Source organism: Mesorhizobium hawassense (genome assembly GCF_003289945.1).
In the GTDB taxonomy this organism is placed as follows: Bacteria; Pseudomonadota; Alphaproteobacteria; order Rhizobiales; family Rhizobiaceae; genus Mesorhizobium; species Mesorhizobium hawassense.
This window is the reverse complement of the sequence record NZ_QMBP01000002.1, coordinates 468076-485655: the sequence shown is the minus strand read 5'-3', so window position 1 is coordinate 485655 and position 17580 is coordinate 468076. Positions and strand designations below refer to the sequence as shown.

18 protein-coding genes are annotated in these 17580 nt (G+C 65.0%); 6 read left to right on the top strand and 12 right to left on the bottom strand.

Going from position 1 to position 17580, the window contains the following annotated elements:
- Positions 1 to 71: 71 nt before the first annotated feature.
- From DPM33_RS06555 to DPM33_RS06545, 3 genes are all read right to left on the bottom strand, one after another.
- Positions 72 to 482 carry an SRPBCC family protein gene (locus tag DPM33_RS06555; protein WP_112096568.1) on the bottom strand — a complete coding sequence of 137 codons (411 nt, stop codon included), beginning with the start codon at positions 480 to 482 and terminating at the stop codon, positions 72 to 74.
- Positions 479 to 802, bottom strand: a complete 324-nt coding sequence (locus DPM33_RS06550) for an ArsR/SmtB family transcription factor (RefSeq protein ID WP_112096567.1) — start codon at positions 800 to 802, stop codon at positions 479 to 481. Before DPM33_RS06550 ends, DPM33_RS06555 begins: the two co-directional genes overlap by 4 nt.
- A gap of 87 nt (positions 803 to 889) precedes the next feature.
- Positions 890 to 1642 (bottom strand): IclR family transcriptional regulator, encoded by a 753-nt coding sequence (locus DPM33_RS06545; RefSeq protein WP_112096755.1) that lies wholly within the window; start codon positions 1640 to 1642, stop codon positions 890 to 892.
- 194 nt (positions 1643 to 1836) lie between these two features.
- Between DPM33_RS06545 and DPM33_RS06540 the strand changes: the two genes are divergently transcribed.
- The 5 genes from DPM33_RS06540 (at position 1837) to DPM33_RS06520 (ending at position 7011) form a co-directional block, all read left to right on the top strand.
- Positions 1837 to 2814 carry a Bug family tripartite tricarboxylate transporter substrate binding protein gene (locus DPM33_RS06540; RefSeq protein ID WP_112096566.1) on the top strand — a complete coding sequence of 326 codons (978 nt, stop codon included), beginning with the start codon at positions 1837 to 1839 and terminating at the stop codon, positions 2812 to 2814.
- 111 nt (positions 2815 to 2925) lie between these two features.
- Complete coding sequence (locus DPM33_RS06535; RefSeq protein WP_112096754.1) at positions 2926 to 3456, top strand: tripartite tricarboxylate transporter TctB family protein; 531 nt, start codon at positions 2926 to 2928, stop codon at positions 3454 to 3456.
- 4 nt (positions 3457 to 3460) lie between these two features.
- Entirely contained in the window at positions 3461 to 4984 is a 1524-nt protein-coding gene (locus DPM33_RS06530; RefSeq protein WP_112096565.1) for a tripartite tricarboxylate transporter permease, read from the top strand.
- A gap of 6 nt (positions 4985 to 4990) precedes the next feature.
- Positions 4991 to 6175, top strand: a complete 1185-nt coding sequence (locus DPM33_RS06525; RefSeq protein ID WP_112096564.1) for a CaiB/BaiF CoA transferase family protein — start codon at positions 4991 to 4993, stop codon at positions 6173 to 6175.
- Entirely contained in the window at positions 6172 to 7011 is an 840-nt protein-coding gene (locus DPM33_RS06520) for a citryl-CoA lyase (RefSeq protein WP_112096563.1), read from the top strand. The genes DPM33_RS06525 and DPM33_RS06520 overlap by 4 nt, the downstream gene beginning before the upstream one ends.
- Before the next feature lie 9 nt (positions 7012 to 7020).
- Here DPM33_RS06520 and DPM33_RS06515 read toward each other — a convergent pair whose 3' ends face one another.
- The gene (locus DPM33_RS06515) at positions 7021 to 7488 is read right to left on the bottom strand and encodes an NUDIX hydrolase (RefSeq protein ID WP_112096753.1); all 468 of its coding nucleotides are present in this window, start codon (positions 7486 to 7488) and stop codon (positions 7021 to 7023) included.
- A gap of 249 nt (positions 7489 to 7737) precedes the next feature.
- Positions 7738 to 8115 carry a hypothetical protein gene (locus DPM33_RS06505; RefSeq protein WP_245442024.1) on the bottom strand — a complete coding sequence of 126 codons (378 nt, stop codon included), beginning with the start codon at positions 8113 to 8115 and terminating at the stop codon, positions 7738 to 7740.
- Between the two features lie 150 nt (positions 8116 to 8265).
- Here DPM33_RS06505 and DPM33_RS06500 point away from each other — a divergent pair, with 150 nt between their 5' ends.
- Entirely contained in the window at positions 8266 to 8865 is a 600-nt protein-coding gene (locus DPM33_RS06500; protein WP_245442023.1) for an invasion associated locus B family protein, read from the top strand.
- A 50-nt stretch (positions 8866 to 8915) separates the two neighbouring features.
- Here DPM33_RS06500 and DPM33_RS06495 read toward each other — a convergent pair whose 3' ends face one another.
- The 7 genes from DPM33_RS06495 to DPM33_RS06465 are packed head-to-tail and all read right to left on the bottom strand — an operon-like array spanning position 8916 to position 17122.
- Entirely contained in the window at positions 8916 to 9617 is a 702-nt protein-coding gene (locus DPM33_RS06495) for a response regulator transcription factor (protein ID WP_112096561.1), read from the bottom strand.
- Positions 9614 to 12334: a sensor histidine kinase gene (locus tag DPM33_RS06490; RefSeq protein WP_112096750.1), complete on the bottom strand. Its 2721-nt coding sequence runs from the start codon at positions 12332 to 12334 to the stop codon at positions 9614 to 9616. The genes DPM33_RS06495 and DPM33_RS06490 overlap by 4 nt, the downstream gene beginning before the upstream one ends.
- 56 nt (positions 12335 to 12390) lie before the next feature.
- The gene (gene kdpC / locus DPM33_RS06485) at positions 12391 to 12954 is read right to left on the bottom strand and encodes a potassium-transporting ATPase subunit KdpC (protein WP_112096560.1); all 564 of its coding nucleotides are present in this window, start codon (positions 12952 to 12954) and stop codon (positions 12391 to 12393) included.
- 11 nt (positions 12955 to 12965) lie between these two features.
- The gene (gene kdpB, locus DPM33_RS06480) at positions 12966 to 15059 is read right to left on the bottom strand and encodes a potassium-transporting ATPase subunit KdpB (RefSeq protein WP_112096559.1); all 2094 of its coding nucleotides are present in this window, start codon (positions 15057 to 15059) and stop codon (positions 12966 to 12968) included.
- Positions 15056 to 15310, bottom strand: coding sequence for a hypothetical protein (locus DPM33_RS06475; protein WP_245442022.1), 255 nt, complete (start codon positions 15308 to 15310; stop codon positions 15056 to 15058). Before DPM33_RS06475 ends, kdpB begins: the two co-directional genes overlap by 4 nt.
- Positions 15294 to 16997 carry a potassium-transporting ATPase subunit KdpA gene (gene kdpA / locus DPM33_RS06470; RefSeq protein WP_112096558.1) on the bottom strand — a complete coding sequence of 568 codons (1704 nt, stop codon included), beginning with the start codon at positions 16995 to 16997 and terminating at the stop codon, positions 15294 to 15296. Before kdpA ends, DPM33_RS06475 begins: the two co-directional genes overlap by 17 nt.
- A 35-nt stretch (positions 16998 to 17032) precedes the next feature.
- Entirely contained in the window at positions 17033 to 17122 is a 90-nt protein-coding gene (locus DPM33_RS06465) for a K(+)-transporting ATPase subunit F (RefSeq protein WP_112096557.1), read from the bottom strand.
- Positions 17123 to 17580 lie beyond the last annotated feature (458 nt).

The window sequence follows — 17580 nt, the reverse complement described above, 5'->3', positions numbered from 1 at the left end:
TCTCCATTGCTTACGCCCGCGGCTTGCAACGCCGCCAGGACCATGTCTGTCGTTTGAAGCTTTGGCGGACCTCAATCGATCCGCGAAAGCAGCTGCTCCAGGGCCGTGATGTTGCGCTTCCAGCCCACTGTGGCGCCGCGATAGTACGGCTCCTGGTCGGCGCGGAAGCCGACCTGTTCCATGCGCAGATGCGTGCCCGTGCTCGTCGGCGTGAGCGTCCAGGTGACGACGCTTTCGAGGTCTTTTGTGTCCCAGCTGTAGGACAGGGTCCTGTTGGGCTCGACCGTCCGCACCTGGCAGTCGACGCCTCCCCATTCGGCGCTCATGTTGAAGCGATGGTCCACGACCGGCTTGAAGTCGTTCTTCATCAGCCACTCCTCGATGAGATGCGGTTGGGTAAGTGCGCGCCAGATCTTTTCCGGCGGAAAAGCTATCTCGCGCTCGATGACGACGGAACGCGTTCCGGCCTGCACTGCATTCATTGATCCATCCTTTTAAGCAGATCCTCCAGATCGTCGAACCGGCTTTCCCAAAACCCCGCCATGTCGCGCGTCCAATCCATCAGCGGCGCGAGCGCCTTGAGCTGCGCGCTATAGTGGGTCTGACGACCTTCATGCCGGTCGCGCACCAGCCCAGCCTCCTTGAGCACGCCAAGATGCTTCGACACCGCCGGCTGCGAGACACCGGCCTCGGCCGTGAGGGCTCCGACCGTCTGCTCACCCTGGCGGCACAGACGTTCGAAAATGGCGCGCCGCGTCGGATCGGCAAGCGTCCTGAACAGCATATCGTGCGTGGCCGGCATCTCAGATCGATAACTCATTGGCTATTGATTGACGTATAACCACCGGGATATATGTGAGTCAAGCGGAAAGCTTGAATGTGTTTGACCCTAGCTGGAGGTGTCCGCGTTGAGGGCTGCCACGTCCAACATGAAGGCATCCTCGCCGAAGGCGCGGGTGGCGCGCGCGGCTGCTTCCAGCAGCGGGCGTTTCATGCGCTTGAGGAAAGCCGCATCGACGCGTGTGCTCGGGCCGGCGAGGGTGAGCGCGCCGAGCAGTGTCCGCCCCGGTCCGAAGACGGGTGCGGATATGCCGGCGGTCTGCGGATCACGGTCACCGATCGAGATGTAATTGTAGGTCTTGCGGATCGTCTCGTAGGGCTCGCCTTCCTGACCGGAGAACGCGGCAAGCACCCGGCCGCCTGAGCCCGCGAGCAGCGGAAGCACGTCGCCCTCGCGGATCGTGTAACGGATCGGATGCTTGGATTCGACGCGATAAAGGCAGGTGCGCAGGTCGCCGGAGCGGACATAGAAAGCCACGCTTTCCCAGCTCCGCTCGGAAAGGTCGCGCATGATCGGCAGCAGGATATCCATCGCCACGACCGAGCGCTGATAGAGTGCGCCGAGGCGGAAGGTGGCAGGCCCGATGCGATAGCGCCCGTCATCCAGGCGCTCCAGCAATTGTCCGCGCATCAGCGAATTGGCGAGCCGCAGGATCGTGCTCTTGTAGAGGCCGGTGCGGGCGGCGATTTCGGCGAGCCCGAGCGAGCGATCCGCCGTGGTGAAGGCATCGAGGATGGCGATGGCGCGGTCGAGCGCTGCCACGCCGTCGGCCGGGGCCGAGTTGGGAGGTGTGTCGGTCATTTCAAGGGTGATTTCATCGCAGTCGCCCATCCGGACATGCGGATTTAGTCTGGCAGAGATCGTTCTGTCTAGCAAAATGGTATTCCTATTGACAGAACGCGATAACATTTGCTTGAACTCGACGTGAAGGCCCGTGATCGGGCCTCGTCTTGGCAGGCACCTGGAGGAGGTGTCGTGATTTGGAGGAATCCCCCATGCTGAACAGACGCAAATTCCTGACGAGCACGGCCGCGGTCGGCGCCGCCGGTTTCGCCGCGCTGCATTTCACGCCCGCCCTGGCGCAGGATGCGCCGCAGATCCAGATTTTCGTTCCGGCGGCGCCCGGCGGCGGCTGGGACCAGACGGCGCGCACGATCGACCAGGTGCTGCGCTCCGAGAAGCTCATCTCGGGCTCGCAGATCACCAATGTCGGCGGCGCCGGCGGCACGGTCGGCCTGCCGCAATTCGTCAATCAGTGGAAGGGCAAGGGCAATTCGATGATGGTGGCCGGCATGGTCATGGTCGGCGCCATCATCGCCAACAAGGCGGCCAACAACCTCACCGAGGTGACACCGATCGCCCGCCTCACCGGTGAGTTCGAGGCGCTGGTGGTGCCGGCGGAATCGCCGTTCAAGACGGCCGCCGATTTTGTTGCCGCGCTTAAGGCGGATCCGACCAAGGTTCCGGTCGCCGGCGGTTCGGCCGGCGGTTCCGACCACATCCTGTTCGGCCTGATCGCCAAGACGGCCGGCGTGCCGGCGGCGAACCTTTCCTACGTGCCCTTCGCCGGCGGCGGTGAGGCGCTGTCGGCGCTGCTCGGCAACCAGGTCGCGGCCGGCATCTCCGGCTATGGCGAGTTCTCCGAACAGGTGAAGGCGGGCGCGCTGAGGCTGCTCGCCATCTCGGCCGACAAGCGTCAGGACGGCATCGACGCGCCGACGCTGAAGGAGGCCGGCATCGATGTCGAATTGTTCAACTGGCGCGGCGTCTTCGCTCCGCCCGGCGTATCCGACGACGACAAGGCGGCGATGATCAAGCTGGTCGAGACCATGGCCAAGAGCGACGCCTGGGCGACCGAGTGCAAGAACCGCAACTGGACGTCGATCCTGCTTGCCGGCGACGACTACGCCAAGTTCGTCACCGAGGACACGGCCCGCATCGGCGCCATTCTCAAGGATCTCGGCCTCGCCTGAGGCCGCTTCCACCGGATCACGGAGGCGGCTCCGCCTCCGTGACAGCATGCAAGCAGGAAATGAACCGCGGCGATGCCGGCGACCGCAAGCCGGCCATCCGGGGAGGAGATCATGAGCACCAGCGAGCAGCACGCGTCACCGCCGCGTCTTGCCTTACCCGAACTGCTGACCGGCGTCGGGCTTCTCGCCTGTGCCGGCGCCGTAGCCTGGCAAACGCTCGCGATCCCGGTATCGCCGCTCTATTCCAAGGTCGGCCCGACGGTCTTCCCCTACATCACCATGGCCGGGATGATCGTGCTCTCGCTGCTGCTTGTCCTCGCGGCTTTGCGCGGCGGCTGGCAGCCTCAGGAGGAAAAGGAAACGCCGACCGATTGGAAGGCGATGGGTCTGGTCGCGGCGGGCCTCGTTGCCAACCTCGCGCTCATCCAGCCGCTCGGCTTCACCGCTGCCTCGGTGATCATGTTCGTGCTGGTGTGCTTCGGCTTCGGCAGCCGGCACCCGCTGCGCGACGCAATGCTTGGCCTGGTGCTGGCGCTTGCGGCCTATTTCGGCTTTGCCAAGGCGCTCGGCGTCAACATCGGCGCCGGCCTGATCGAGAACCAGCTCAACGCGCTGATCGGCGCCGTGTTGGGGAGGGGCTGAGACGATGGACACGCTCAGCCATCTCGCGCATGGATTCGCGGTCGCTTTCACGCCGACCAACCTGTTGTGGTGTCTGGTCGGCACGACGCTCGGAACGGCCATCGGCGTGCTGCCCGGCCTCGGCCCGGCGCTGACCATCGCGCTGCTTTTGCCGATCACATACCAGGTGGCGCCGGAAGCCTCGTTCATTTTGTTTGCCGGCATCTATTACGGCGCCATGTATGGCGGCTCGACGACGTCGATCTTGCTCAACACGCCCGGCGAAAGCGCCACGATCGTCACCGCGCTCGAAGGCAACCGAATGGCGCGTTCGGGGCGCGGCGGCGCCGCGCTCGCCACCTCGGCGATCGGCTCCTTCGTCGCCGGCACGCTCGGCACGATGGGCGTCGCCTTCCTGGCGCCGACGGTGGTCAAATATGCGCTGAAGTTCGGGCCGGCGGAATATTTCTCGCTGATGGTGCTGGCCTTCATCACCGTCTCGGCGGTGCTCGGCTCGTCGTCGGTGCGGGGGCTCACCAGCCTGTTCGTCGGCTTCGTCATCGGCATGATCGGCGTCGACCTGCAGACTGGACAGCCGCGCTTCACCTTCGGCACGGCCGAGCTGCTCGACGGTGTCGACGTCATCATCGTCGCGGTCGGCCTCTTCGCGGTCGGCGAGACGCTGTACATGGCTTCGCGCCGCTATGCCGGCAAGGACGAGATCGTGCCGCTGAAAGGCTCGCTCTACATGACGGCGGCCGAATGGGCGCGCTCGTGGAAGCCCTGGCTCAGGGGCGCCGCGATCGGCTTCCCGATCGGCGCGATGCCGGCCGGCGGCGCCGAGATCCCGACCTTCCTTTCCTACGCGATCGAGAAGAAGCTTTCGAAGCATAAGGAGGAGTTCGGCACCGTGGGCGCCATTGAGGGCGTCGCCGGACCGGAAGCCGCCAACAACGCTTCGGCCGCCGGCGTGCTGGTGCCGATGCTCACCCTCGGCCTGCCGACCTCGGCGACCGCCGCGATCATGCTGTCGGCCTTCCAGAGTTACGGCATCAATCCTGGTCCGCTGCTGTTGACGGCACAGGCCAATCTCGTTTGGGGGCTGATCGCCAGCCTGTTCATCGCCAACGTCATCCTGGTCGTCCTCAACCTGCCGCTGATCGGGCTTTGGGTGCGGCTCTTGAAGATCCCGGCGCCGCAGCTCTACGCCGGCATCCTGGTGTTCGCCACCGTCGGCACCTATGGCATCTCGCAGTCGCCGATCGACCTCGCGATCCTCTATCTTCTGGGCGCGGCCGGCTTTCTGATGCGGCGCTTCGATTTCCCGACCGCGCCGGTGATCATCGGCATGATCCTCGGGCCGCTCGCCGAGACGCAGTTCCGCCGGGCGATGACGATCGAGAACGGCGACTGGACGGTATTCTTCCGGCATCCACTGTCGCTGACGCTTCTGACGCTGGCCTTCGTCGGTCTCGTCGGGCCGCATATCTGGGCCTGGATCGAGCATAAGCGTACGCGCGGGCCGGAGCATGTGCCGGGCGATGCCTGAGTTGTCATGACAGATCTGCTTTCCGGGATACGCGTCCTCGATCTGACCAATGTGCTGGCCGGCCCTTACTGCGCCTACCAGCTGGCGCTGCTCGGCGCCGACGTCATCAAGGTCGAGGCGCCGCCGGGAGGCGACCTCGCGCGCCAGCTCGGCGCCTCGCCGGAGCTCAACCAGGCTGGCATGGGGGCATCGTTCCTGGCGCAGAACGCCGGCAAACGATCGGTCGTGCTCGACCTGAAGAAGCCGCAAGACCGTGAGCGGTTCCTCGATCTCGTCGCGACGGCCGACGCGCTGGTCGAGAATTTCCGGCCTGGCGTGATGGAACGCCTCGGTCTCGGCCATGAAAAGCTGAAGGAGATCCGGCCGAGCCTCGTCTATTGCGCGATATCCGGCTTCGGCCAGACCGGGCCGATGCGCGGCAATCCCGCCTATGACCAGATCATCCAGGGTCTCTCGGGGATCATGAGCATCACCGGCACGCCGGAAACGGCGCCGCTGCGCGTCGGCTATCCGGTTGCCGACACGCTGGGCGGGCTGGTCGGCGCTTTCGCCATTGCCGCGGCGCTGGTCAAGCAGAAGACAAAAGGCGAGGGCGCCTTCCTCGACGTCTCGATGCTCGAATGCACGCTGTCGGCGCTGGGCTGGCCGGTGTCGAATTACCTGACGGCCGGCGTCGAGCCGAAGCCGATGGGCAATGAGAACATGACGGCGGCGCCCTCCGGCGCCTTCCGCACCGGCGAAGGGCTGCTCAACATCGCGGCCAACAAGCAGGAGCAGTTCGTGACCCTCTGCGGGCTGATCGGCCGGCCGGAGCTCGCGGCGGACATACGCTTTGCCGAGCGCGAGACACGCAAGCAGAACCGGGTGGCGCTGAAGGGGCTGGTCGAGGACGCGCTTGCCGGCACTTCGGCGGCGATCTGGGAAGAGAAACTCAACCGGGCCGGCGTGCCGGCGGGACGGGTGCTGACGATCCCGCAGGTGCTCGAGGAGCCTCAGGTCACGGAGCGCGGCATGGCGACCGCATTCGAGGGCGTTCCCGGCATGGACCGGCCGCTGACGGTGGTGCGCGGCGGCTTCATGGTCGACGGGGTGGCGCCCATGCCCGCCGCGCCCCCACCGCGCCTCGGCGAGCATATGGACGAGGTGTTCGCTGCCTTGCCCGGCCGCGACAAGCCGCGAGCGCGGGCATGAGCGGCGACAAAAAGACCGGCCGCGAGCGCGCGGAGGAATGGTGGCAGACGTCCATCATCGAGATGCGGCCGGGCGTCATCCGACTGCGCGGCTATGAGATCCGGGACCTGATCGGCCGCGTCAGCTTTCCGGCGATGATCTGGCTGATGCTGCGCGGCGAATTGCCGAGCGAGGAGCAGGCGGCGCTGCTCGGCATTGCGCTGGGCGCGGCCGTCGACCACGGTCCGCAGGCGCCGTCGATAGCGATCGCGCGCATGGCCGCCACCTGCGGCGTCGGCATCAACAACGCGATGGCATCCGCCATCAACGTGCTGGGCGACGTACATGGCGGCGCCGGCGAGCAGGCGCTTTCCTTCTATGGCGATATCGCCGCTGCGATAGATGGCGGCATATCCCTCGTGGAAGCAGTGAAGACGCGGCTCGATCGTTTCTTCGCCGAGGAGAAAGGCTATGTGCCGGGGCTTGGGCATCGCTTCCATCCGGTCGATCCGCGCGCCCCGCGCCTGGTCGAGCTGACGCGGGAATTCGCCGCGCGCGGCGTGGTCGGCGGGCGGTTTGCCGATATTGCCGGTGCGATCGAGGCGGAGGTCGCGGCGCGCAAGGGCAAGATGATCCCGCTCAACATCGACGGCGCTACGGCCGTCATCTATGGCGAGCTCGGTTTTCCCCCGGCGTTGACGCGCGGCCTGTTCGTGCTATCGCGGTCGGTAGGCATCCTGGCGCACGCATGGGAGCAGTCGCAGGAAAGCGACCGCAACAAAGGGCCGCTGCCCAGGGAATGGCTGTGGGCTTATACCGGCAAGCCGGTACGGCCTTTCCCGAACGACACTGAATAGAGTGGCTATCTATGCTGGGGGAGCCGCAGGAATGGTCAAATCCCTTAGCAGCGTCGAAAGCTCCGGCTCGTCGATGAGCAAGGCGGCGTCCGCCGCCGGCAGCCATGCACGCTGCCGGTTCGCGGCTTCCCGCCAGTCGGCAAGCTCCTCGGTGACCTCGAGCAGATAGACCGCCACGTCCACGCGGATGAAACCGTTGGTCATGCGTTTCCAATAGGAATAGCCGCCGGCAGGCTGCTTCAGCGCCTTGCCGAGAACGCCCGCCTCTTCCTGGGCTTCGATCGTTGCCGCCTTACGCCCGCTCTTGCCCTTCATCGGCCAGCCCTTGGGCACGATGAAGCGCCGCGTCGTGCGGGAGGTGACCAGCAACACTTCGAGGCCGCCATCCTCGCGCAACCGAAACGGAATGGCCGCCACCTGGCGGATCCGTTGCCCTTTCTTGGCCCTGCGAACTGCTTTCTTCTTGGTTGTTGCCATCCCAAATTCCGGTGAGAGCAGCATCCCTGCCGCACGCCGTGACGCACGGGCAAAAACCCTGTCCCTGCAAACCCTAGAGCGTCTCACCGTTTCGTGGAAACGGCGAACCGCTCTATCTTTCTGTCTTGACGCAATTCCTGACGGAAAACCGTGTCACACTTTTCCTGGAATTGCTCTAAAACCACCGCCCTTGCAATCCGGCATTTTGCCAGCAAGTAAGTCGGCTAATAAACCGAAAAAACCAAAATGTCAGCGGCAAACCCGAGAAATCGTGTTGCCGACCGCTTCCATCCGACACGTCTGGTCATAGACAGGCACATTCGGCTGGGGTTTTGGCGACGCCTGCCGGTCGAGCTCGCGATACAATTGCTGCTGCTGCTGGTATTGCTGCCGCTGCAAGCTGTTCCGCAACTGCTGCAGCTGGTTCTGCTCCACCAATGCGTTGCGGTTCGTCGGGATGACGACCTGCGCCGAGGCATAGGACGCTGTCCCCCAAAGGGCGGCGGTCACCATAGCCCCCTTGATCAAAACCGCCGACAAGTGAAGGTGCGACATCGCTTCCTTCCCGCATGAAAAACCGAACCTCGTCATAATATAGGGCGTTTGCCCGGATGTGCCATCGTCCACCGCTTCCCAAGGCGCTAGTTGACCGATTGTCATGCCAAATAAAATCTGGCCCTTGCGTCAGCATCGCACTTGACGGCGGCGAGTGTTTGGCGGCTCTATCGCGCGGCCCGCCCTGTCCGCGTGACTGGCCGGCTGGTGAAGAGGGATTAGATGAAAAGAAGGTACAAGTTGACCGCGGCGATGCTGGCGGCCGGTTGCATCGCCGTTGTGCCGGCGGCCGGAGTTGCCGCGCAGAACAAGGGCGACAAGGTGGCTGCTCCTGTCGCTCAGGCGGCCGACGCGGCGGCCAAGCCGCAACTGCCGGGCGGCGCCTCGGCGCTGTCGGAAACGCATGGCGACTGGACCGTCAACTGCCAGGTCACCGGCAACAACAAGATTTGCAGCCTGTCGCATCAGCAGTTCAACAAGCAGAGCGGCCAGCGGCTGCTGGCGATCGAACTGACGACCAAGACCGGCCAGGATGCCGCCGGCACGCTGGCGCTGCCCTTCGGGCTTGCCCTGGCCAACGGCATCTCGCTCGAGATCGACGACAAGAAGCTGGATGGCACGTTGCAGTTCAACACCTGCCAGGCGGTCGGTTGCCTGGTGCCGGTGGCGTTCGATGCCGATACCACGCCGCTTCTGCAGAACGGCACCACACTGAAGATCAACGCCATCGCGGCGGACACGACGCAGCCGATCTCCTTCACCATCTCGCTCAACGGCTTCGGCAGCGCGCTGGCCAGGACGGCGGATCTGTCGGCGAACTGACCGGCGAAAAAAGGTATCCGGAGCAGGGCGATCGGCGGACGCCGGTCGCCCTATTCGTTTCCGTCGACCTCGCGCAGACGGTACCCCACGCCGGTCTCGGTGATGATGTAGCGCGGCTGGTCCGGGGTCTTCTCGATCTTCTGTCGCAGTTGGCGCACGTAGACCCTGAGGTACTGGACGTCGGTCGAGTCGTTCCAGATATGCTTCATCAGGAACTGATGGGTCAGCACCTTGCCGGCGTACTGCACGAGCATGCGCAGGATATCGTATTCCTTGGGCGACAGTTTCACTTCCTTGCCCTCGACCTTGACGATGCGCTTCACAAGATCGACGGAGAGGTCGCCGGTATGGAACACCGGCTTCTCGCCCTGCTGCTGGAATTTATGGCGCAGCGCCACGCGGATGCGGGCGACGAGCTCGTTCATGCCGAAGGGCTTTGTCACATAGTCGTCGGCGCCGAGCTCGAGCGCCGAAACGATGCCGGCCTCGTCGGTGCGGCTGGACAGGATCACGACCGGGATGTCGAGGCCGTCGCCGCGCCACTTGCCGAGCAGCTCGAGGCCGGTCATGCCGGGCAGGCCGAGATCGAGAAGGATCAGGTCGGGCCGCTCGGTCTGCATGAGGTCGATCGCCACCTTGGCATTCGGCGCCTCGGAGACCGTATAGCCCTGGCTGCCGAGGCCGACGCGCAGCAATTTGCGGATCGGCGGTTCGTCGTCGACGACCAGGATGGAGACGGTCTGGTTGGTCATGCCGCATCGTCCGTAAGGGGTGCGCCGAGCGCAGGCAAGTCGGCCGGCACCGGCATGCGGATGGTGAAGATCGCGCCGACCCGGTCGGTGCGGTTGGCGGCCGCGATCGTGCCGCCCATCGCCTCGATGAAGCCGCGGCTGATCGACAGGCCGAGACCCGTGCCGGCGCGCACCTGGTCGCGCTTGCGCACGCGGTAGAAGGTGTCGAATATCCGCTCCAGGTCATCGGGCGGAATGCCCGGCCCTTCGTCCATCACCTGCAGGATGACGGCGCCGTTGTCGACCCAGGCCTGCAACCGGATGGCCGAGCCGGGCGCGGCATATTTGGCGGCGTTGTCGAGGAGGTTGAACAGCGCCTGCTCGAACAGCACAGGGTCGAGCCGCAGCATCGGCAGCTCAGCCGGAATGTCGGTCTCTATCTTGTGCTCGGCGGTGATCTTCTGCGCCCGGTTCAGCGCCGAGCCGACGACATCGCCGACATAATGCAGCGCGTAATTCGGCTCCATCGCGCCCGACTCGATCCTGGTCATGTCGAGCAGGTTGGCGATGAAGCGGTTCAGCCGCTCCGACTCGCTGACGACCGTCGAAAGAAGCTCGGCGCGATCCTTCTCCGGCAGCGCCGGCGCGAATTCCTTCAGCGTGCCGGCCGCGCCCATGATCGCGGCAAGCGGCGTCTTGAGGTCATGCGAGATCGAGGTGAGCAGCGCCGAGCGCAGCCGGTCGGCTTCGGCCGCCAGGCGGGCGCGGTCGACATCGGCGACGAGTTGGACGCGTTCGATGGCGACGGCGGCCTGATCGGCCAAGGCATCGAGCAGGCGCTGCTGCTCGGGCGTCAGCAGCGGACCCTGCTTGTCGTTGTCGAGGCCGACGACGCCGATCGCGGTCCGTCCGGTGCGCAAGGGCAAATAGAGACGTTTCGCGCCGGGCAAGGTGTCGGCGCCGCGCCCAGCCGCCCGGTTGTGCTCCCAGGCCCAGCGCGCGGCCGCGATATCGGCCTCGGCCAGGGTGTCGTCCGGCGGGTAGCCGGCCTTGACGGTGATGGTGCCGGCTTCCGGCAGAAGCAGCACGACGCGGACTTTCAGCATCGAGGCGATCTGGAAGGCGGTGGCCCACAGCACGTCGTCGAGCGTGCCGGCACCGGCGAGCTTCTTGGAGAAAGAATAGATGTCCTCGGTTGCGCGCGCTCGCGAGCGCGCGGCGACGGCCTGACGCTGCACGCGCGCCGTCAGATTGCTGGCGATGATGGCGACCACGAGAAAGACCAGGAAGGCAACAATGCTTTCGGGATCCCTGATCGTCAGCGTATAGCGCGGCTCGAGGAAGAAGAAGTTGAAGGCAAGCGCACTCACGAAGCAGGCATAGAGCGCCGGCCAGAGCCCGAAGGTCGCCGCCGAACTCAACACCGCCAGAAGCAGGACGCTGGCGAGATTGCGGAAATCGAGGAATTGATCGAGGATCGTGCTGACGGCCAGCGCGCCGGCGACATAGGCCGTCGAGAACAGATAGGGCCCGACCTGGAACGGCTTCGGCGCCTCCGCCGTTTTGACCCGGCGCGCCGGCGCGTCGGTGTCGCGCTCCGTTCCCGAAATGACATGGACGCTGATGTCGCCGGCATTGCGGATCAGATCATAGGTGAGCGAGCCCTCGATCAGCTCGCGCCAGCGCGAGCGGGTCGGCCTGCCGATGACGATATGGGTGAAATTGTTCGCCGTCGCATGGCGCACGATGTCCTGGGCGACGTTCTGGCCCGGAATGGTGGTGATCTCGGCGCCGAGCTGCTCGGCAAGTCGCAGGTTCGCCGCCAGCCGGTCCTTGTCCTCTTCCGAGAGGCCGGCAAGGCGTGGCGTGTCGACATGCAGCGCCGTCCAGGGCGCGCGCAGCCGGTCGGCGAGCCGGCGCGCATAGCGGATGCGGGCCGCGCCTCCAGGCTGCGAGTCGACGCAGACGAGCACGCGCTCGCCCGCCGCCCACGGCCCGGGAATGGCATGCGACTGCATGTGGTTGAGCAGCTGCTCGTCGACACGCTGGGCGGTGCGGCGCAGCGCCAGCTCGCGCAGCGCCGTCAGATTGCCCGGCGAAAAATAGTTCTCGATGGCGCGCTGGGCGGTGTTGGGGAAATAGACCTTGCCGTCCTGCAGGCGTTTGATCAGGTCGTCAGGGGTGAGGTCGATGATCTCGATGTCGTCGGCCTCGTCGATGATGGAATCGGGAACCGTCTCGCGCACCCTGACGCGGGTGATCTGCGCGACGACGTCGTTCAGGCTTTCGACATGCTGGATGTTGAGGGTGCTGTAGACGTCGATGCCTTGCGCAAGGATCTCCTGCACGTCGAGATAGCGTTTGGGATGCCGGCTGCCGGGCGCGTTGGTGTGGGCGAGCTCGTCGACCAGGACCAAGGCCGGGCGCCGCTTCAGGATGGCGTCGATGTCCATCTCGTCGAGCGTCTGGCCGCGGTAGTCGACGAGGCGACGGGGAATCACCTCATAGCCGTCGACCAGGGCCTGGGTTTCCTTGCGGCCGTGCGTCTCGACGATGCCGATGACGACATCCATCCCGTCGGCCAGCCGCGCGCGGCCCGCCATCAGCATCTCGTAAGTCTTGCCGACACCCGGGGCGGCGCCGAGGAAGATGCGCAGACGACCACGGCCTTCCCGCTCCGCATGCTCGAGCAGCGCGTCGGGAGAGGGCCTGGAATCGTTGCTACGGTCTTCGGGCATCAGGTCCAATCATAATTGCGCCGGGGATCGTGTCGATCCCCGGCGCGCGGCTGGGATTATTTCAAGTCGTCGAGGGCAAGGTTGAGCGCCAGCACATTGACCACCGGCTCGCCAAGGACGCCGAGCTCGCGGCCTTCGACATGGTTGTCGACCAGCGACTTCACCTTGGCTTCGTCGATGTTGCGGGCCTTGGCCACCCGCGGCACCTGGAAGTAGGCGTCCTCGGGGCTGACGTCGGGGTCGAGGCCGCTGCCGGACGTGGTCAACAGGCCCATCGGCACCGGCGCGTTCGGGTTCTCCGCCTTCAGCTTCTCGGCGTCGCCCTTGATGCGCTCGATGAGCTTCGGATTGGTCGGGCCAAGGTTGGAACCGCTTGAGGCGGTGGCATTATAGCCGTCGCCGGCGGCCGAAGGGCGGCCGTGGAAGTAACGGTCGCCGGCAAAGGCCTGGCCGATCAGCTCGGAGCCGATGACCTTGCCGTCCCTGGTGATCAGGCTGCCATTGGCCTGTTTCGGAAACAGCGCCTGGGCGATGCCCGTCATGCCGATCGGATAGACCAGGCCGGTCAGCACCGTGAAGAAGAGGATCATAACGATCGCGGGTCTGAGTTGCTTGAGCATCGGAGCTGTCCTTATGCGAGGCCAAGGGCGGTGACGATCATGTCGATCGCCTTGATGCCGACGAACGGCACGATGATGCCGCCAAGGCCGTAGATGAGAAGATTGCGGCTGAGCAGGGCGCCGGCGCCTATGGCGCGGTATTTGACGCCCTTCAGCGACAGCGGGATCAGCGCGATGATGATCAGCGCGTTGAAGATGATGGCCGACAGGATGGCGCTCTGCGGCGTTGCCAGATGCATGATGTTGAGCGCTTCCAGCGGTCCGTTCTTCTGTCCGGGCGCGACGTAGAAGACCGCGAACATCGCCGGGATGATGGCGAAGTATTTGGCCACGTCGTTGGCGATCGAGAAGGTCGTCAGCGAGCCGCGCGTCATCAACAGCGCCTTGCCGATCTCGACGATCTCGATCAGCTTGGTCGGATCGCTGTCGAGGTCGACCATGTTGCCGGCTTCGCGCGCGGCGACCGTGCCGGTGTTCATGGCCACGCCGACATCGGCCTGGGCGAGCGCCGGCGCGTCGTTGGTGCCGTCGCCGCACATGGCGACCAGCTTGCCCTTGGCCTGCTCCTCGCGGATCAGCGACAGCTTGTTCTCAGGTGTCGCCTGGGCGAGGAAGTCGTCGACGCCGGCCTCCGCCGCGATCGCTGCCGCGGTCAGCGGGTTGTCGCCGGTTATCATCACGGTGCGGATACCCATCTTGCGCAGCTCGGCGAAACGCTCGGCTATGCCGCCCTTGACGATGTCCTTGAGGTGGACGACGCCGAGCAGGCGCCCGTTACGCTCGACGGCGAGCGGCGTGCCGCCGGCCTTGGCGATCTCATCGGCAATGGCCTGCAGATCGCGGTTCGTGTCGCTCGTCGGCCGCGTGCCGTGGGCCGCCACCGTCGCCTGGTTGACATGGGCCAGCACCGCGTCGACCGCGCCCTTGCGCACCGAGGAGCCGTCGATGTCGACGCCGCTCATGCGGGTCTGCGCCGTAAAGGGCACGAAGGTCGCGTGCAGCGTTGCCATGTCGCGGGCGCGGATGCCGTATTTTTCCTTGGCCAGCACGACGATCGAACGTCCCTCCGGCGTCTCGTCGGCGAGCGAGGCAAGCTGCGCGGCGTCGGCCAGCTCCTGCTCGTTGACGCCCTTGACCGGCCGGAACTCTGTCGCCTGGCGGTTGCCGAGCGTGATCGTGCCGGTCTTGTCGAGGAGCAGCGTGTCGACGTCGCCGGCGGCCTCGACGGCGCGGCCCGACATGGCAAGCACGTTGAAGCGCACCAGGCGGTCCATGCCGGCGATGCCGATGGCCGACAGCAAGGCGCCGATCGTCGTCGGGATCAGCGTGACGAACAAAGCGACCAGGATCGTCACCGGGATATAGCCGCCCGAATAGGCGGCGAAGCTCGGGATGGTCGCGGTCGCCAGCACGAAGATCAGCGTCATGCCGACGAGCAGGATGTTGAGCGCGATCTCGTTGGGGGTCTTCTGGCGTTCGGCGCCTTCGACCAGCGAGATCATGCGGTCGAGGAAGGTGTGGCCGGATGCGGCGGAGATGCGCACGCGGATCCAGTCGGACAGCACCTGGGTGCCGCCGGTGACGGCCGAGCGGTCGCCACCGGATTCGCGGATGACCGGCGCGGACTCGCCGGTGATCGCCGCCTCGTTGACCGAGGCCACGCCCTCGACCACCTCGCCGTCCGACGGGATGATGTCGCCGGCTTCGACCAGCACGATGTCGCCGACCTTCAGGCTGGTGCCGGGCACCAGCTTGAACTTGGTGCGGTCCTCGCCGTTGAGCAGCTTGGCCTGGGTCTCGGTGCGCGCCTTGCGCAGCGAGTCGGCCTGCGCCTTGCCGCGGCCTTCGGCGACGGCCTCGGCGAAATTGGCGAACAGCACGGTGAACCACAGCCAGATGATGATCTGCAAGGTGAAGCCGAGATCGCCGCCGCCCGTTACGAGATCACGGATGAAAAGAACGCTGGTCAGCAGCGACACCACGGCGACGACGAACATCACCGGGTTCTTGATGAGCGTGCGAGGGTCGAGCTTGCGGAAGGCGCCGCCGATTGCGGGCACCAGGATGCGGGCATCCACAATGCTCGCGGATTTGGACTGGCTCATTTTGAGGCTCCAGTATCGGTGATGTTGGACGGCGCCGGGTGCTCGGTCTTCGGCAGCAGATGCGGAAGGCCGGTGGCCAGCAGCCAGAGCACGAGCAGCACGGCTGCCATGCCAAGGAATGTTGAAAGGGTGGGGAAAGGACGAGGCTTCTCGTCCCTTCCGTTGTCGGGCGCTCCGCCACCAGGCTGGTGAGGATCGTTCCGATGGATGTCGTTGAGGCGGGGCATGGTCATCTCAGAAGGTTTGGCCATGGATCATCGCCAGATGTTCGACGATCGGGCCGATCGCCAAGGCGGGGAAGAAGGTGAGGCCGACGACGATCAGGATGACGCCGACGAGCAGGCCGACGAACAGCGGGCTGTCGGTCGGGAAGGTGCCGGCGGAAGCCGGAACCGTCTTCTTGGCCGCCAGCGAGCCGGCGATGGCAAGTGCCGGGATTATGACGAAGAAGCGACCCACCCACATGGTGACACCGAGCGTCAGGTTGTACCAGGGCGTGTTGCCAGAGAGGCCGCCGAAGGCCGAGCCGTTGTTCGCGGCCGCCGACGTATAGGCATAGAGAACCTCGGAGAAGCCGTGCGGACCGCCATTGGCCATCGAGGCCACGGCGCTCGGCAGCACGACGGCGATGGCGGTGAAGACCAGCATGACCAGCGGCAAAGCGAGGATGGCGAGCATCGCCATCTTGACTTCCTTGGCTTCGATCTTCTTGCCGAGATATTCCGGCGTGCGGCCGACCATCAGGCCGGCAACGAAGACGGCGATGACGATGAACATCAAGATGCCGTAGAAGCCGGCGCCGACGCCGCCGACGATAACCTCGCCAAGCTGCATGTTGATGAGCGGGATCAGGCCGCCAAGCGCCGTGAAACTGTCATGCATGGCGTTGACGGCGCCGCAGGAGGCGGCCGTGGTGATGACCGCGAACAGCGCCGAGGCGGCGATGCCGAAGCGTGTCTCCTTGCCTTCCATGTTGCCGCCGTCGATGCCCAGCGCATGCACCAGCGGGTTGCCGGCGGCCTCGGCCCAGTAGCAGATTGCGACGCCGGCGACGAACAGCACGCCCATCGAGGCGAGTATCGCCCAGCCCTGGCGCTGATTGCCGACCATGCGGCCGAAGACGTTGGTGAGCGCGGCGCCGAGGGCGAAGATCGTCACCATCTGGATCAGGTTGGAGATCGCGTCGGGATTTTCGAACGGGTGCGCGGCGTTGGCGTTGAAGAAGCCGCCGCCATTGGTGCCGAGCATCTTGATGGCGACCTGCGAGGCGACGGGTCCGAGCGCCAGGGTCTGCTTGGCGCCCTCGAGCGTGGTGGCATCGACATAGGGCCCAAGCGTCTGCGGCATGCCGAGCCAGACATAGACCAGCGTCAGCACGATGCACATCGGCAGGAGCACGTAGAGCGTGCAGCGGGTGATATCGACCCAGAAATTGCCGATCGACTTGCCGGAAGCCCTTGCGAACCCACGGATCAGCGCCACCGCGATGGCGATGCCGACCGCGGCCGACATGAAATTCTGCACGGTGAGCGCGGCCATCTGCACGAGATAGGACATCGTGCTCTCGCCACCGTAATTCTGCCAATTGGTGTTGGTGACGAAAGAGACGGCGGTGTTGAAGGCAAGTCCTTGTTCCACCGCCGGCATCCCGGCCGGATTGGAGGGCAGAACGCCCTGCAGACGTTGCAGGACATAGACCGCGAGGAAGGAGACCAGGCTGAAGAAGATGATGCCGGCCGCGTATGCGGTCCAGTGCTGCTCCTCGTTCTCACTGGTTCCGGATATGCGGTAGAGCACCCGCTCGACGGGGCCAAGGATCGGCGAGAGGAAGGTGCGATCGCCGCTGAAAACGCGGTACATGTAGCCGCCTAGCGGCTTCACCAGTAGAAGGACGATCGCGCAGTAGAGAAGGATCTGCATCCATCCGATGAGAGTCATGGGAATAAGCTTTCCGTGCCGAGTGCCAGATGCGATCAGAAACGTTCTGGGCGAATGAGGGCGTAGGTCAGGTAGACCAGCAGGAACAGAGTCACCGCGCCGCCGAGAAAATAATCGAGAAGCATGGTCCGATCCTTCCGCTCAGATTCTGTCGCAGACTTTGATGTAAGCGAGAGACAGGACGAAGAATAAAACTTCGATCCCGAGAACAATGATGTCCATAGGAGCTATTCCTTATTTCCACTTGTGTCTGCGGCCCGCCCTAGCGGGTTTAAAACTGCACGCGGGCGCGCGTCATCTTGGTGGTGACGGCGGGCAAAGCGTTTTCGGGAGAAATATGGACCCGATCGCCATAAAGGTTCGAGACGGGGCGGATGGGAAAGATATAGGAATTCTATAGGGGTTTTGACGCCGGAAGCGCCTCCCTCTGATGGGATCGCCTTGTCGGCCAATTCACCGCCTTCGCTGGGTCAGGCCCGGCGAACAAGTCATACGCAAACGGACGGGATTCGCCCTCCTGTAACTCCGCAAAATCGGCCTGTAACTATCCTACTTCGCTGCCCCAAAAACGGCGAACCACGGA